15 protein-coding genes are annotated in these 14,635 nt (G+C 65.8%); 4 read left to right on the forward strand and 11 right to left on the reverse strand.

All coding sequences use genetic code 11. From position 1 onward, the window contains the following. Positions 1-14: 14 nt before the first annotated feature. Positions 15-848 (reverse strand): oxidoreductase, encoded by an 834-nt coding sequence (locus ACP26O_RS30060; protein WP_175664630.1) that lies wholly within the window; start codon positions 846-848, stop codon positions 15-17. A gap of 94 nt (positions 849-942) precedes the next feature. On the opposite strand from ACP26O_RS30060, the gene ACP26O_RS30065 reads away from it, so the two are divergent. Further along, positions 943-1,914: an AraC family transcriptional regulator gene (locus ACP26O_RS30065; protein ID WP_175664629.1), complete on the forward strand. Its 972-nt coding sequence runs from the start codon at positions 943-945 to the stop codon at positions 1,912-1,914. 30 nt (positions 1,915-1,944) lie between these two features. Here the strand turns inward: ACP26O_RS30065 and ACP26O_RS30070 are convergent, their stop codons facing one another. Both ACP26O_RS30070 and ACP26O_RS30075 read right to left on the reverse strand, forming a co-directional pair. After that, positions 1,945-3,111, reverse strand: coding sequence for an aldose epimerase family protein (locus ACP26O_RS30070; RefSeq protein WP_175664628.1), 1,167 nt, complete (start codon positions 3,109-3,111; stop codon positions 1,945-1,947). 172 nt (positions 3,112-3,283) lie between these two features. Beyond that, positions 3,284-4,612: an MFS transporter gene (locus tag ACP26O_RS30075; protein ID WP_175664627.1), complete on the reverse strand. Its 1,329-nt coding sequence runs from the start codon at positions 4,610-4,612 to the stop codon at positions 3,284-3,286. Positions 4,613-4,852: 240 nt separating this feature from the next. On the opposite strand from ACP26O_RS30075, the gene ACP26O_RS30080 reads away from it, so the two are divergent. Then, positions 4,853-5,758, forward strand: a complete 906-nt coding sequence (locus tag ACP26O_RS30080; protein WP_175664626.1) for a ketopantoate reductase family protein — start codon at positions 4,853-4,855, stop codon at positions 5,756-5,758. 301 nt (positions 5,759-6,059) lie between these two features. On the opposite strand, the gene ACP26O_RS30085 is transcribed toward ACP26O_RS30080, so the two are convergent. From ACP26O_RS30085 to ACP26O_RS30105, 5 genes are all read right to left on the reverse strand, one after another. Beyond that, on the reverse strand, positions 6,060-6,971 hold the full coding sequence (locus ACP26O_RS30085; RefSeq protein ID WP_175664625.1) for an anti-sigma factor family protein: 912 nt from the start codon (positions 6,969-6,971) through the stop codon (positions 6,060-6,062). Then, positions 6,968-7,516: an RNA polymerase sigma factor gene (locus ACP26O_RS30090; protein WP_012372776.1), complete on the reverse strand. Its 549-nt coding sequence runs from the start codon at positions 7,514-7,516 to the stop codon at positions 6,968-6,970. Before ACP26O_RS30090 ends, ACP26O_RS30085 begins: the two co-directional genes overlap by 4 nt. A gap of 202 nt (positions 7,517-7,718) precedes the next feature. After that, on the reverse strand, positions 7,719-8,564 hold the full coding sequence (locus tag ACP26O_RS30095; protein ID WP_175664624.1) for a CPBP family intramembrane glutamic endopeptidase: 846 nt from the start codon (positions 8,562-8,564) through the stop codon (positions 7,719-7,721). Between the two features lie 57 nt (positions 8,565-8,621). Further along, on the reverse strand, positions 8,622-9,038 hold the full coding sequence (locus tag ACP26O_RS30100) for an organic hydroperoxide resistance protein (protein ID WP_011660631.1): 417 nt from the start codon (positions 9,036-9,038) through the stop codon (positions 8,622-8,624). A gap of 49 nt (positions 9,039-9,087) precedes the next feature. Then, a complete protein-coding gene (locus ACP26O_RS30105; protein WP_175664789.1) occupies positions 9,088-9,333 on the reverse strand; it encodes a DUF4148 domain-containing protein in 246 nt (81 codons plus the stop codon). Positions 9,334-9,659: 326 nt separating this feature from the next. Between ACP26O_RS30105 and ACP26O_RS30110 the strand changes: the two genes are divergently transcribed. Both ACP26O_RS30110 and ACP26O_RS30115 read left to right on the forward strand, forming a co-directional pair. Further along, on the forward strand, positions 9,660-10,106 hold the full coding sequence (locus ACP26O_RS30110) for a cupin domain-containing protein (RefSeq protein WP_175664623.1): 447 nt from the start codon (positions 9,660-9,662) through the stop codon (positions 10,104-10,106). 92 nt (positions 10,107-10,198) lie between these two features. Further along, positions 10,199-11,452 carry a phthiocerol/phthiodiolone dimycocerosyl transferase family protein gene (locus ACP26O_RS30115; protein WP_175664622.1) on the forward strand — a complete coding sequence of 418 codons (1,254 nt, stop codon included), beginning with the start codon at positions 10,199-10,201 and terminating at the stop codon, positions 11,450-11,452. A gap of 92 nt (positions 11,453-11,544) precedes the next feature. Here ACP26O_RS30115 and ACP26O_RS30120 read toward each other — a convergent pair whose 3' ends face one another. From ACP26O_RS30120 to ACP26O_RS30130, 3 genes are all read right to left on the reverse strand, one after another. Continuing rightward, the gene (locus tag ACP26O_RS30120) at positions 11,545-12,738 is read right to left on the reverse strand and encodes an MFS transporter (RefSeq protein ID WP_175664621.1); all 1,194 of its coding nucleotides are present in this window, start codon (positions 12,736-12,738) and stop codon (positions 11,545-11,547) included. A gap of 172 nt (positions 12,739-12,910) precedes the next feature. Next, positions 12,911-13,333 (reverse strand): DUF3331 domain-containing protein, encoded by a 423-nt coding sequence (locus ACP26O_RS30125; protein WP_175664620.1) that lies wholly within the window; start codon positions 13,331-13,333, stop codon positions 12,911-12,913. Positions 13,334-13,355: 22 nt separating this feature from the next. Further along, a complete protein-coding gene (locus ACP26O_RS30130) occupies positions 13,356-14,204 on the reverse strand; it encodes an SDR family NAD(P)-dependent oxidoreductase (protein WP_175664788.1) in 849 nt (282 codons plus the stop codon). Positions 14,205-14,635 lie beyond the last annotated feature (431 nt).

Below are 14,635 nucleotides of genomic sequence, written 5' to 3' on the forward strand. Positions count from 1 at the left end.
CGAGCCATTGCGCGTCAACCGTCCGTCGACACGGTCACCGCCTCCCATGCGCGCATCTCGTCTTCCAGCGCCGCCCACTTGGCGCGCACGAGCCGCAGCGCATCGCTGCCGAGCAACAGATGGGCCGGCGGACGGTCCGCCGCAATGACCGCGAGCATCGCGCGCGCGGCCTTCGCGGGATCGCCCAATTGCCGGCCGCTTTTCTCCTCGCGCGCCTGGCGGATCGGATCGAAGATCGCGTCGTAATCGGCGATCGAGCGCGGCGTGCGCGTCATCGAACAGCCAGCCCAGTCGGTGCGGAACGAGCCCGGCGCAACGGCGGTCACCGCGATGCCGAACGGTGCGAGCTCCTGGCCGAGCGTTTCCGAAATCCCTTCCAGCGCGAACTTGCTGCCGCAGTAATACGCGATGCCCGGCATCGTGATGTGGCCGCCCATCGACGTGATGTTCAGAATGCGGCCGCGCCGGCGCTCGCGCATGAACGGCACGACGGCCTTCATCATCGCGACCGCGCCGAACACGTTCACGTCGAACTGTCGGCGCATCTCCGACAGCGGCGACTCCTCCAGGATGCCTTCGTGCCCGTAGCCGGCGTTGTTCACCAGCACGTCGATGGGGCCGACGCTCGCCTCGATGTCCGCGACGACGCCGTCGATGCGCTCGAAGTCGGTCACGTCGAGCACGCGCCCGATCGCCGCCTGCGGGGACAACGCTTCGAACGCCTGCCTCGCCGCTTCACTTCTGACGGTGCCGACCACCGTATGACCCGCGGCCAGCGCTTCCTGCGCGAGCGCGCGGCCGAAGCCGCTGCTGACGCCGGTGATGAGCATGAGGTTGCCGGATGCCATATGTGCTTCTCCCAAATGTCGATCGAAGCATGCATACTAGTCTGACGACCTACGTCGAATAAGCCCGATTCTGCTGATTTTCTTGCACAAAACTATGAGCGTCGCGCCCTCCTCGCCCCGATCGCCGTCGCTGCCCGCGCGCGGCCGCCAACGCCTGATCGCGTTGCTGCACGCGTTGGCGCCCGACGAAGGCTACAACCTGACCGCGCTGCCGAGCGTGCGCATCCTGCGCTCGAACCGCGCGCTGTCGCGCACGCCGGTGTTGTACGACCCCGGCATCGTGATCGTGTGCCAGGGCCGCAAGCGCGGCTATTTCGGCGGCGAACGCTATCTGTACGACGAGGATCACTATCTGGCGGTGTCGGTGCCCGTGCCGTTCAGCATGGAAACCGATGCGACGGCGGAGCGCCCGCTGCTCGCGCTGTATCTGCACCTCGATTTCCCGATGGCGGCCGAGTTGGCCGCGCAGATCGATCGCGCGGGAACCGCGGAGCCCGTGCAGGCGCCGAAGAGCATGATGTCGACGCCGATGGATGAAGCGATGCAGGCGAGCGTGTTGCGTTTCGTCGAGGCGATGCATCGGCCGCTCGAAGCGGCGGTGCTCGGCCCGGGGCTGCTGCGCGAGCTGTATTTCCGCGTGCTCACCGGCGCGCAGGGCAGCGCGATGAGAAACGCGCTGGCGATGCGCGGCCAGTTCGGCCGGATCGGCCGTGCACTGCGCGTGATCCACGCCGACTACGCGCAGGCGCTCGACGTGTCGCGACTGGCTGGCGAAGCCGGCATGAGCGTGCCGAGCTTCCACAGCCACTTCAAGGCGATCACGCAGGTGTCGCCGATGCAGTATTTGAAGTCGACGCGACTGCATCAGGCACGCCTCTTGATGGTGCGCCAGGACCTGACCGCGGAGGCGGCCGGTTATGCGGTCGGCTATACGAGCCCGTCGCAGTTCAGCCGGGAATTCAAGCGGCTGTTCGGGCTCACGCCCGCGCAGGAGACGAAGCGCATGCGCGCGCAGTTCGCGATTCCGGCGGCGTTCGACGATGCGGTGTATGTGTCGTCGCATTGACGTGCCACATCCCGCCGCGCCTGCACGCGGTCATCGCGCGCCCACCTTCCATACCGTCACCTCGTGCAGCGTCTGCCCCGGCTTGAGCACGGTCGTCGGGAAGGTCGGATGGTTCGGCGAATCGGGGAAGTGCTCGGCTTCCAGCGCGAACGCGTCGGTCTGCCGGTAAGCCCGCCCGCCCTTGCCCGCAACGCTGCCGTTCAACCCGTTGGACGTATAGAACTGCAGCCCCGGCTGCGTCGTGTACACCTCGAGAAACCGCCCGGACGTCGGATCGTATGCGCGCGCGGCAAACGCCGGCGCCGACTGGCCGCCCTGGTCGAGCACCCAGTTCTGGTCATAGCCATGCGCGACGACGAGCTGCGCATCGTTGTCACGCAGATGCGCGCCGATCGGCGTCAACTGGCGCAGGTCCATCGGCGTGCCCGCCACGCTCGCGAGTTGCCCGGTGGGGATCGACGTGGCATCGGTCGGCGTGAAGCGCGACGCGGCGATCTCGATCAACTGCCGCTCGACGCTGCCACCATCCTGCCCAGCCAGGTTGAAATAGCTGTGATTGGTCAGGTTGACGACCGTGGTCTGGTCCGTCGTCGCGCGATAGTCGATGCGGACCAGGTTGTCGCGCGTCAGCGTGTAGGTCACGTCCGTCGTCAACGTACCGGGGAAGCCGTTTTCGCCGTCGGCGCTCACGTAACGCAGCGTCACGCTCGCGCCGTTCCCGTCGCTGTGCGTGCCGGTCACCGTCCATACCTTCGCGTCAAAACTGTCGGGGCCGCCATGCAGCGTGTTCGGCGGGTCGTTGACCGGCAGCGTCCACGTCTTGCCGCCGAGCGTGAAGCGCCCGCGTGCAATGCGGTTCGCATAACGGCCGATCAACGCGCCGAAATGGATGTTGCCGTTGTGCGCTTCGTAGTCGCGCAGCGAATCGAAGCCGAGCACGATGTCGGCGATCTTGCCGGTGCGGTCGGGCACCTCGAGCGTGGTCACGATGCCGCCGTACGTGATGAGTTTCAGCGTCACGCCGCGCGCGTTGGCCAGCGTGTACTGGCTCACCGCCTGCCCCGCGGCGGTCGTGCCGTAGTCCGCGCGGCCGAGGGTCACGTCGGGCGATGCGGCGGTTGCGCATGGCCCGAACGTTGCGAACGCATAGATCGCGAGCAGCGAGTGAAGCGGGGGGAACGGCCAAAGTCGTTTCATGGAATGCCTCCGAAGCGGGTTTTTCGCGTGGGGCAAATTGTATGCCCGTTGCGGCGCCCGGAGATAGGCCGACCAACGCGCACAGGGAATGCCGCCGGCCATCGAACATGAACATCGACGACGACCCGCGCCGTTTCGCGTCAACGCAGGTCCCAATCGTCGTGCGGCCCGGTCACGGCTTCGAAATGGCCGCCTTGATCCCGGATGACGACCTTGCAGGGCGCAACGCAAAGCCTGCGAGCGCGCCGACGATGCACAGCGCGCCCACATAAATCTCTGGCGCCTGCGGGTTCGATTTCAGCATCACGGACACGAACACCGGCGTCAGGCCGCCGAACAGCGCATACGCGACGTTATACGAGAACGAGATCCCCGAAAAACGCACGACGGGTGGAAACGCCTTGACCATGGCGACCGGGATCGCCGCCACCGCGCCGACGAAGAAACCGGATACCGCGTACAGCGGCAGCAGCAATGACGGATCGACGGCGAGCTGCCGGAGCATGAAAAAGTACGACGCGCCGAGCAGCAGGCAGCCGCAGAAGATCGTGCGGGCGGTGCCGATGCGGCCGGCCACCGTACCGGCGACGATACATCCGATCGTCAGGCAGAGCGTCGCAGCCGAATTGGCCTGCAGCGCGAGCGCCGGCTCGATATGAAAACGCTTCGCGACGAGCGTCGGCGTCATCAGGATCACGACGACGATCGCGGCGGTCAGCGTCCACGTGAGCATCATCGACACCAGCACGGCCCTGCCGTGATCGCGCAGCACCGCCTTCAACGGCACTTCGCGGGTCAGCGCCCGGCTGCGCTTCATGTCGATGAACACGGGCGTTTCATGGAGCCAGCGTCGCAGGAATGCGGACAGGATTCCGAACAATCCGCCGACCACGAAAGGAATCCGCCATGCATACGCGCCGATGGCGGCATGCGAGTAGTGCTGGTTGATCCCCGCCGCGATCAGCGAGCCGAGCAGGATGCCGAGCGTCAAGCCGCCCGTCAGCAGGCCGCATGCATAGCCGACATGGCGCGGCGGCACGTGCTCGGACACGAACACCCACGCGCCGGGCACCTCGCCGCCCACCGCCGCGCCTTGCAACACGCGGCACAGCAGGAGCAGCACGGGCGCGGCGACGCCGATCGATGCGTAAGTCGGCAGCAACCCCATCATCAACGTCGGCAGCGCCATCAGCATCACGCTCATCGTGAACATGCGCTTGCGGCCGACGAGATCGCCGAAGTGCGCCATGATCACGCCGCCGAGGGGGCGCGCGAGATAGCCGGCCGCGAACACCCCGAACGTCTGCACCTGGCGCAGCCAGTCGGGAATCGACTGCGGGAAGAACAATTGACCGATGACCGTCGCGAAAAACACGTAAATCACGAAGTCGTAAAACTCTAGTGCGCCGCCAAGCGCGGCGAGCACCAGCGTTCGGTGGTCGCTGCCTGTCAGCGGACGGGGCGGCGCAAGCGGAATCTGAGACGCGTTCAATGAATTCATTCCTGGAAGAGGTTGGGTTTCGGATCGGCATGCCGATCCCGATCCGATGACGTGTCACCTCCCGAGAACACGCGACGCGTTCGCGTCATTCCGTCGCGCATCGATTTATCGGCGTCACGGCGGTGCCGGGAATAAACCGACGGTCTCGCGTGTTTGATGTGGATGGACGGGCCGACGTGCCTGTTTCACCCATGCGGCTCGGACCCGCATGACATGTTCATTGATTCCCTCGGAGACACCATGCGGTTTGCGGTCCTCGGCGCCGGCGCGGTCGGCTGCTACTTCGGCGGCATGCTGGCGCTGCACGGCCACGAGGTCGGGTTCATTGGCCGTCCGCTGCATGTCGACGCGATCCGCGACCACGGCCTGCGCATTCAGACGCGCACGTTCGATACGCGCGTGTCCGCCCATGCGTCGACCGACATCGCCGCGGCCGGTTCGGCCGATGTGGTCTTCATCTGCGTGAAAGCGGGTGATACCGCCGAGGCCGCGCGCGGGTTGCGTCATGTGCTGGCGCCGGACGCCATCGTGGTCAGCCTGCAAAATGGCGTCGACAACGCGGCGCTGTTGCGGGCGGAGATCGCGCAGCCGGTCATTTGCGCGGCCGTCTACGTGGCGAGCGAGATGGCCGGCCCCGGGCATCTGCTCCACCACGGCCGCGGCGATCTCGCGATCGAAGCGTCGCCGTGCAGCGAACGGCTGGCCCAAGTATTGCGCGCAGCGGACATTCCCACCCGGATAGCCGACGACGTGCGCGCGGTACTCTGGCGCAAGTTCATGCTCAACTGCGCATACAACGCGATTTCCGCGATCGTGCACCTGCCGCTGGGCGAGATGCCGCATCGCGATGCGTTGCGCGAAACGATGTGCGCGATCGTCGCCGAATGCATCGCCGTCGCCGCGGCCGAAGGCGTGCATGTCGACGACGAGCCGGCCGATATCGTCGCGCAAATCGAAGCGACGATTCCTCCGGGCCAGTATTCGTCGACAGCGCAGGATCTGGCGCGCGGCAAGCCCGGCGAAATCGACCATCTGAACGGCGCGGTCGTTCGGCGCGGTCTGGCCGCACGCATCGGCACGCCGGTCAATCGGACACTCCATCTGCTCGTGAAGATGCTGGAAGCCAAGGCCGCGGCGCGCTCGTGACGGGCGACGATCGCGTGGGGTCGACCGGGGCAGGCAGTCAGGTCGACCGAGACGGACGAACACATTCAGCCTATCGCGAGAGATCGGATACACCGTCGCCTTCGCCAACAGCGCAGCCGCGTCGCCGAATCCGCCCGTGGTGGCGGCGGCGACGCCGGCGCCCGATAGCGACAGAACGTTGCTCGCCTGTCCAAACTTCGTCCAGGTATTCGCCCGCCCGTCTCTACGTTATTTCAAAAACACCAGTGCGTTAAGCAACGCAGTGGCGCCGAGAAACTGACGGTCTCGCGTGTTAGCACGCTCAGCTCGCGATCGCCGGGCCGGCCTGCTGCAGCTCACCGAGCACTTCTTCCATGCCGTTGTCGGCGATCCGCTTGCCGATCGCGCCGAGATCGGTGTCGCCGGGCGCGGCGATCAGCGCATAGGTGACGCTGGCACGGCGCCAGGTCACGACCTCCATGCTGCCGACCTGTTGTCGCGCGAGCGCCGTGTCGGGCCGTTCGTCCTTCATTACGCACAGCGCCACGGGCAAGCCTTTTTCGGGCAGATAGACGATCTGCACCAGCGGCTTGTGATTGAAATTCAGCCGCTGTATGCGCTTGAAGGTCAGCCCGACCGAGCGCAGGTCCGGAATGCGGATCCGCAGCCCGTCGTCGCGGCGAATGTTTTCAACCATATGCGCGGCGGCCGCCAGATTCGACGAATCGAAAGCAACGGTGTCGCGCGTATAGAGCCGCTGATAGTTCACGGCTGCCATGATCCACGGGGATATCTGCGTCCGCGCGGTCATCAGCGCGTCCCGCGGCGCGAAGTGCAGGACGGCGCCGCAACAGAACGCGCCCGCGACGAACGCGGCCGCGAGCCACGGCACCATCGCGCGAATGCGCGAGCGAACCGGCGCGGACGACGGCGCGTGCGCGTCGGGCCGCGACGCCGGCGCATCCTTTCGACGCACGCCGCCGGCCGCGGACGGCGCCGACGGCCCGGCATACGCCCGCGCCATTTCCGCGACCTTGCTGACCAGGCTCTGCGGCAGCGGCGGCCATTCCTGGCGCTGGAACGCATACTGATAGGGCAACACTGATGCTTCGAACAGGGCAACCCGCCTGGCGATATCGGCCGACGTGTCGATCGCCCTGTCGACTTCCTCTCGCTCGTGCGACGTGAGTTCGCCATCCACGTATGCCATGAGCAGGATGTCGTCCATTTTCATGCCCCCTGATCCTCACTCTTCGCTGCGCCCTTCATGGGTCGTTCCTTTCCATCGCTGAACAGGGCGCCGATCGTCTGACGGGCACGCGAAAGCCGGCTCATGATCGTCCCGATGGGTACGCCGAGCGCCTCGGCCGCTTCGCCATAGCTGAGCCCTTCCACCGCGACCAGCAACATCACCACGCGCTGCGCTTCGGGCAGACGCTGCACCGCCCTGACGATCTGCGCATCGAGCGCCTGCTGCTCCAGGGTCGGCGCGGTGGGATCGGCGATGGTTTCGAGCAGGTCGTCGTCCCAGTCCATGCCCGAGCGCCGACGCACGCTGCGTGCGCGGAGTTCGTTGAGCCAGGTGGATTGCACGATCGAGAACATCCAGCTGAGCGGCGCGGTTCCCGGTCGTAGCTGATGCGCGCGTTCGAGCGCACGGACGCACGCGCCCTGCACGAGATCCTCGGCGTCGTGCCGGTCGCCGGAGATTCGCAGCGCGAAGGTCCAGAGACGCGGCAGCATCGCGGGGAGCATGGCGGACAGTTCGGCTGCGGTCATCTACGTCGATCCTCCCGCGGTGCAACCAAGCCGACGTTGACGAACTGCAGTATCTGACGTGTATCCATGGGTTTAGGCGAAATTGAGCGGGCAACACCCCTGCAGTGCACGTAAACAGCTGGACGGCGCAGATATTCCATCCGCCGTCGCGTATTACCCGAACTGCCGGATCACAGGTCCTCGTGCCAGAGCGCGCGTTCGCTCAGGCCCGGGCGATGAATGGATAGGTCAGCAACCCGAACTGCACCAGATTGACGCCGAAGTGCGCGAGCACGGCCGATTGCAAGCCGCCGGCGCGAGCGGCGAGCCCGTAACCGATGCCGGACAGGCCGGCCAGCAGAACCAGCCACGCGCCGCCCTGGTAATGAGCAAGGCCGAACAGCACGGCGCCTGCGACAAGCGCCATCCAGCCGGCATTCGGTTGCGCGCGCATCAACCGCGTCGCGCCCGCCTGGATATAGCCGCGGAAGAACGCTTCTTCCGCGAACGCGACCAGCAGCAGGTTGTCGAGCACCCACAGCCATGCGAAATGCGGCCACTTCGGCGCCCACGCAATCACCCCGGCCCACCACGCGATCGAGAAGCAGACCGCCGATGTCGCCGCGCACGCGACGAGCGCCGCGATCACCCGTGTCGACAGCGGCTTCTCCGGCAGCACCCACGGGTAGGCCAGCACCAGCCAGAACCCGATCAGCGGCTTGTCGAAGTTCAGATACATCGTGTAGGGCGCCGCATCTGGCGTCAGGCGTGCCGCATGAAGCACCCTGAGATTGTCGAAACCCGGCAGCCAATGCTGAAACAGACCGACCGCAATGACGCAGAACACGACGTTGCACACGACCTTGCCGGCGAACGGCAGATTCCGCTGCAACAGCACGCCGGTGCCGACCAGCAGCGCGATCGGCACGAGTGCGATCGGCTGCAACTGCCGCGACGCGAACGCGATCGCATAGCCGATCGCGAGCAGGCTCAGCGTCAGCCCGCGCGGCAGCCTCGAGATCGCCGTCAGCGCGGCCAGAAAAATCGCACACCACGTCAATGCGGTCATTGCACGTTCCGGAGAATTGCCAATGGCGCGTCGATCGCGTCGAGCGCCGCACGCGTATCAGGCCACCGTGACGACCACGTCAATGTTGCCGCGCGTCGCCTTCGAATACGGACACGTCTGGTGCGCCGCATCGACCAGCGCCTGTGCGACATCGGCATCGACGCCCGGCACGCTGACGTTCAGCCGTGCCTGCAGGAAGTACGCGCCGTTGTTCGTGGCCAGATCGATCTGCGCATCGACATGCGTGTCGCGCGGCAGCGAAACCTTCAGCTTTTGCGCGGCCAGGCCCATCGCGCCGATGAAGCAGGCCGACCAGCCCGCGGCCAGCAGCTGCTCGGGATTCGTGCCGGGCGCGGCCGAGCCGGGCGCGGAGAGCTTCACATCCAGGCGGCCGTCCGCGCTGTGCGCGGCGCCGTCGCGGCCGCCGGTGGTGCGAACTTCGCCGGTGTACAGAATTTTCGTTTCGTGGTTCATGGTCGGTGTCGTGTTGAAGAACGGGGTGGGTGAATGGCGAGGCCCGCGATCAACTGCCGCGGTAGAGCTGTTCGAGCGCCGCGAGCTGGCCGTCCTTCTCCGCCTGCACCAGTTCCGCGCGAACCTGGGCGCGCGTCTTGCCCTTCGGCGCCTTGCCGCCCGTCACCCATTGGCTCGCTTGCCCGACGGTCTGGTCGTTGATGCTCGTGTCGGCGGCGCTGCTTGCAAAAGCGGAAGTGGTGGCTGCAACGGCGGCACACGCCGCGAAAACCAAAGCGATCGTCTTTACTTTCATGTCGTTCTCCTGGATAAATTCGGCTGTCGCGAATCTGTCGGGGCGCTCGGCGGTCGCTGATCTCGCGAAGCCGTCTCGCGCGCCCTGATCGGATTCGATCGATGAGATGCATTTAATCCAGACGACGTATCTGACGTGTGTCTCGACAAATGGCTTTTGCAAGGCCATGTATCCAGACCGGTTTCATACACATTGAGAAACAAAACTGCCGTCTCGTTTTCGATCGATCGCCAAACGAAGGCAGGTTTTTCCGACAAAATGGCGCCACGCCAGCGCGTTCACCCTTTACGTCGCTGCCACGAAAAAAGCCAACGGAGAGATAGCCGATGTCCAGATACGCCCTCGCAGCGCTGCTGCTGTTCAGCGTCATGACTGCGGTCGACGCGCACGCCGAAACGATCAAGCCGATCAAGGCGTCGAGGTCCGACCTTGCCGGTGCGATATTCAATCGCGCCGACGCCGTGAAAAAAGACGAAGGCGGCGAAACGAGCGCGGACGTCGCGACGTTCACGTCGACCGACAACGCTTACCAGACCGGCGTGTATCGATCCGGCCCGTCGCATGAGGAAATCAAGGGGCCGCACGGGCTGCCGTACAACGAGTTCCTGTACTTTCTTTCAGGCAGCGTGAAGCTGACGTCGTCGGACGGTTCGGTGATGCTCGTGAAGACTGGCGAGGCCGTCACGCTTCCGAAGGGATGGACCGGACATTTCGACACGCCGGGCTATACGAAGCTCTATGTGACCTACAACCCCGACGACAGGAAAAAATAGTCCGGCGCATGTCGAGCAATCCGGCCATGGCGGAATAGCGCACCCTTCTCGATTGTTCTGTTGAGGCAGACCATCACTTCGGGAGTCATAGGGTGCGGAATCAATCGCAGGAAATCGACGACAATCAGCGGCTCGTGCGCGCGCTCGGGAGCACGGAACACCTGTTCTGGCTGCTCGACCAGAATCGGCCAACGCATTTCGCGATGGTCGCGGAGATCGACCGGCGCTTTGCGACGGACGCATGGCACGCGGCGTTTCAGGCGCTGCAGCACCGGCATCCGCTGCTGTCGACCTGCATCGCCATCGACGCGCAACAGCATTCAGGCTTCTATCGCGTGACTGACGCCGCGGTGCCGTTGCGCGTGCTCGAGCAGGACCCGACTGCGTGGCAGGCGGAAGCGGCCCGCGAAATCGCCACGCGCTTCGTCGGGTCCGCGGCGCCGCTGCTGCGCGCGACCTTGCTGCAAGGCGAATGCAGCTCGACGCTGATCCTGGTCGCACATCATTCCGTGATCGACGGCATGGGCAGTGCATCGCTGATCGAGGATCTGTTGAGCGTCCTGTCGGGCGAGCGACTGGCGCCGTTGCCGCTGGTGCCGTCGCTGGAGACCGTGCTCGATACCGATCTGAGCCACGCGGCCGTCTTGCCGCCTCCGTCGCCGGCGCCCGCGCCCAAGCCATTTCGTCCGGACGCCGCGCAAGCGCCGCATGTCGACGCCCTTGCGCTTTCCGCCGACGTCACCCGCCGGCTCGTGGCGCGCGCACGTGCCGAGCAAACCACCGTGCACGGCGCGATTGCCGCGGCCGTTCACGAAGCCGGCCGGCGTCTGTCCCGCGCGTGGACCGAACGCGCGTTGAGGACCGTCACGCCGATCGACCTGCGCGGTCTTTCCGACGATGCGTGTGCCGCCGCCGGCGTCTACATCACGCAGACCATCACGATCGACGATCACCCGCGCGGTACGGAGCTATGGACCGCCGCCCGCAAGATCAAACAGGATCTTGCACCGTCGCAAGCGCGCGAAAGCGTGGCGGCCGAACTGAAGGCACTGGATGCCGTGATGTCGGCGCGGCCGAGCGTCGAGCATGCGGCCGGGTTTCTGTCGGCCGTGCTGGCCTTCGACGTCATGGTGTCGAATCTGGGCAATCAGCCGATTGCTGCCGCGTACGAAGGCGTGTCGCTCAACGCGCTGTGGGGCCCCATCGTGACGTCGGGCTTCGCCGACGACCAGATCATCGGCGCGTGCACGATCGATGGTGTGCTACGTCTCACGCATACGAGCCATGGCGCGATACGCGGACTGCTCGAGGAAGTCCGCGCGATTCTCGAGGAAGCCGTGAGCTGACCGTCGGAGGCTGCTCGCCTCATATGCGCGCGACGCCGACCTTCGTCGCGCGTCGCGGCGGCAGACGGATTCCGGAACCCCGGCGCGTGCGTTCAACACGCCACCGGCAATACCCGCTTGCGGTGCTCGACGATCGACAGAAGCAGCGCCGCGAGGCCGCATCCGGCGATCAGTATCAACAGCATCGTCTTGCCCATGCTGACCAGCACCATGCTGCCGAGCGCGGGGAAACCGAATGCGCCGACGAAATACGACGCCACGAACCACGTCAGTACCGCGTGCCGATGCCGCACGTCGGCACTGTTGACGGCCTGCGCCTGCACGATCGGATAGACGAGGCCATATCCGGTGCCGAGCAGCACGGCGCTGGCCGAATGCAGCAGCGCGTTGTGCGGCACGGCGAACGTCACGGCGACGCTCAGGATCATGAAGCCGAGCAGGATCTGCGTCGTCGCGCTGACGCGGATCTGAATCACGACCGCGCCGAGCAGCCCGCGGATGACGACCACCGTGGCCGAATACAGACCGAAAAACGTTCCGGCCTTCACGCCCGGGCCCTGCGCCATCGACATCTGGAACGTCATCAGCCCCGAGAAGACGCTCGAGCCGAGCGCGATGATCGCGATCGGATAGATCGCAGGCGTGCGGACGATCGCGCCCATCTCGCGAACCCATCGATCCCGCACCGGCGGCGCAACGGCGTGCGACGCGGGCGACAGGCGGCCGAAACATTCCAGCATCACCGCAGCCGTCACGCACAGCGCGCCGACCGTGCAGAACACCGCGCCCGTCGTCCAGTGCCAATTGCGTATCGCGAGTGCCGCAACGGCCGGACCGCCGCCGACGCCGGCCATCTGAAACGACCCGAACCGCAGGAACCAGCGCTCACGTTCGATATCCGCCGTGCGCTCCGCGATCATCATCGGCGCCGCGAGGCAGAAGCCGCCCCAACCGATGCCGACCAGCAAGCCGGGCACGACGCTCAGCGAGCCGGTGCGCGCGATCAGCGCGAAGCCGACGACGCCCGCGCCGACGACCAGCGCCGCCAGCGCGGTCGCCCGCGCGGCGCCGATCCGGTGCGCACACCACGCGACCAGCGGCAGGCCGAGCAGCGCACCGATCATCGCTTCGGCCAGTGCGGCCCCCGTGTCGATGTCGCTTCCGCCTGCCACACGGAAATGCATCGACAGCAGAAATGTCGCGCCGTAGCCGCATGCCGTCAGCAGCGCGCCGAGCAGCACGAACGCGGCGACGCGCGGCGACATCGTGCGTGGATCGGCCATCATGCTTCCCCTTGTTTCAAGATTCCGGTCGATTCGGGCGGCGGCGCGACAAGCTCGCCGCCCACGGGCCATCGCAACATGATCCGCACAATCCGCAATCGCGGAAATGAACTGTTCCGATGATGCGCCGCATACGTTCGTATAGGCGCGACGACCGCCCACGTGCGCGACGCGCTCAGGTATCGGCGAGCGACAGATCGGGACGCTGCGCGACGGTGGCGGCGAGGATCGTGAGTTCCCGACTGACCGGAACACGCGCCTCGCCGGCGAGAGGGCGAAACACCGGGTCGCCGCGGCCGATGCAACGCCCGCTCAGTGCACAGACTGCCGCGCCGTCGGCGAACCCTCTGCTCCAGATCTGCTCGGTAGACTTGCCCAGACACGCGTCGCTCCACGAAACGCTGATCGCGCTGGCCGAGATCCGCCTGACGATCACGACGTTGACGGGCCGCCGCGCCGTGCGCGAACCCGTGCTTGCACGGCGCGGCCGGTGGCCGACGGCCCACTTCTTCGTGCACGCGTGGAGCTGCTCGGCGGACGGATCGAGCACATTCAGCAGCACCCGCGCGACGATGTTGTCTTCGGACAGCGTGATCATCTGCAGTCTCCGGCAGCCGGCTTCATTCGGTCTGCGCCGGCGGAAACGAAACCGATTCGCTCAATTCGCGCCATTGCGCGTCCTCTTCCGCACGGAACCGCGCCGCCGCGCCGGCCACCGCGACCGCGTCGCTGCCCATCAGCAATCGCAAAGGCGCGGTCGGCGATCCGGCGATGCCGAGCAGCGCCCGGGCAATCCGCGCCGGATCGCCGGGTTGCATGCCGTCGATGCTGCGCAAACGTGCCGCTACCGGTTCGATGATCGGCTTGTATGCATCGCTGATCGGCGGAATGGTCATCGACGAACCGGCCCAGCGGGTCCGCATCGATCCCGGCTCGACGATCGTGACCTGGATGCCGAAATCGCGCACTTCCTTCGCCAGCACTTCGGAGAACCCGCCCACCGCCCACTTGGCTGCTTGATAAGCGGCGAGCCCGGGGCCGCCGACTCGTCCGCCCACCGACGAGATCTGAATGATGTGGCCGGCCCGTTGCCGACGCATGAACGGCAGCGCCGCACGCGTGACGTTGCACACGCCGAAGAAGTTGACCTCGATCTGCTCGTGCAGCGCCTGGTCGGTGATGTCTTCGATCGACGCCAGATCGGCGTAGCCCGCGTTGTTCACCAGCACGTCGAGACGGCCGAATTGCTCGACCGCCAGGCTGACGGCGCCGCGCGCCGCGTCCGGATCGGTGATGTCCAGCGGGATCGCCAGAATCCGGTCGCCATATGCGTCCGTCAGGCTGGCGAGACGCGTCACGTCCCGCGCCGTTGCCGCCAGTGTGTGGCCGGCGGAAAGCACCGCCTCGGCAAGCTGAAGACCCAGGCCGCCGGAGCAGCCCGTGATGAACCAAACTTTGCTGTCATGCATTGTCGTACTCCCGGTCAATTGCGATCGACGTCCGGTCCCGCATATGTCGTGAAAACGGGGGTTGCCGTGCGTTCGCGAGATCGCAGGCTCGCCGAACCCGACGTCATGCACCATTGGGAGCCCGCCGTGTATCTCGTGTATGTCCGTCGCGTATCGGAATGTATCTGGCGATACCGTGAGTACGACGCGGTGATCGCGCTATCGTCCCCGAAGAGCGTTGCGCGGTCGATGAGTGGTCTTCACATAACAGATCATATGGATAACTACACGTTTCGTGCGCGTTGCTGAACGGCTATATGAAATCGGACGCCGGCAGAACAACCGTCACCGTCGATGACACCGCATGAAAGAACAGCAGATCAGCACGGTCGTTTTCCGTATGCGATCAGCGAACGACGCCCTTACGTAGAAGCTGTTGCATTCTGACCGCA

It is taken from the genome of Burkholderia sp. R-40, assembly GCF_049942845.1.
Taxonomy (GTDB): Bacteria; Pseudomonadota; Gammaproteobacteria; order Burkholderiales; family Burkholderiaceae; genus Burkholderia; species Burkholderia ambifaria.

Coding starts and splice junctions, on each gene's coding strand:
- ACP26O_RS30060 (WP_175664630.1), bottom strand. CDS start 848: ATGGCATCCGGCAACCTCATGCTCATCACCGGCGTCAGCAGCGGCTTC.
- ACP26O_RS30065 (WP_175664629.1), top strand. CDS start 943: ATGAGCGTCGCGCCCTCCTCGCCCCGATCGCCGTCGCTGCCCGCGCGC.
- ACP26O_RS30070 (WP_175664628.1), bottom strand. CDS start 3,111: ATGAAACGACTTTGGCCGTTCCCCCCGCTTCACTCGCTGCTCGCGATC.
- ACP26O_RS30075 (WP_175664627.1), bottom strand. CDS start 4,612: ATGAATTCATTGAACGCGTCTCAGATTCCGCTTGCGCCGCCCCGTCCG.
- ACP26O_RS30080 (WP_175664626.1), top strand. CDS start 4,853: ATGCGGTTTGCGGTCCTCGGCGCCGGCGCGGTCGGCTGCTACTTCGGC.
- ACP26O_RS30085 (WP_175664625.1), bottom strand. CDS start 6,971: ATGAAAATGGACGACATCCTGCTCATGGCATACGTGGATGGCGAACTC.
- ACP26O_RS30090 (WP_012372776.1), bottom strand. CDS start 7,516: ATGACCGCAGCCGAACTGTCCGCCATGCTCCCCGCGATGCTGCCGCGT.
- ACP26O_RS30095 (WP_175664624.1), bottom strand. CDS start 8,564: ATGACCGCATTGACGTGGTGTGCGATTTTTCTGGCCGCGCTGACGGCG.
- ACP26O_RS30100 (WP_011660631.1), bottom strand. CDS start 9,038: ATGAACCACGAAACGAAAATTCTGTACACCGGCGAAGTTCGCACCACC.
- ACP26O_RS30105 (WP_175664789.1), bottom strand. CDS start 9,333: ATGAAAGTAAAGACGATCGCTTTGGTTTTCGCGGCGTGTGCCGCCGTT.
- ACP26O_RS30110 (WP_175664623.1), top strand. CDS start 9,660: ATGTCCAGATACGCCCTCGCAGCGCTGCTGCTGTTCAGCGTCATGACT.
- ACP26O_RS30120 (WP_175664621.1), bottom strand. CDS start 12,738: ATGATGGCCGATCCACGCACGATGTCGCCGCGCGTCGCCGCGTTCGTG.
- ACP26O_RS30125 (WP_175664620.1), bottom strand. CDS start 13,333: ATGATCACGCTGTCCGAAGACAACATCGTCGCGCGGGTGCTGCTGAAT.
- ACP26O_RS30130 (WP_175664788.1), bottom strand. CDS start 14,204: ATGCATGACAGCAAAGTTTGGTTCATCACGGGCTGCTCCGGCGGCCTG.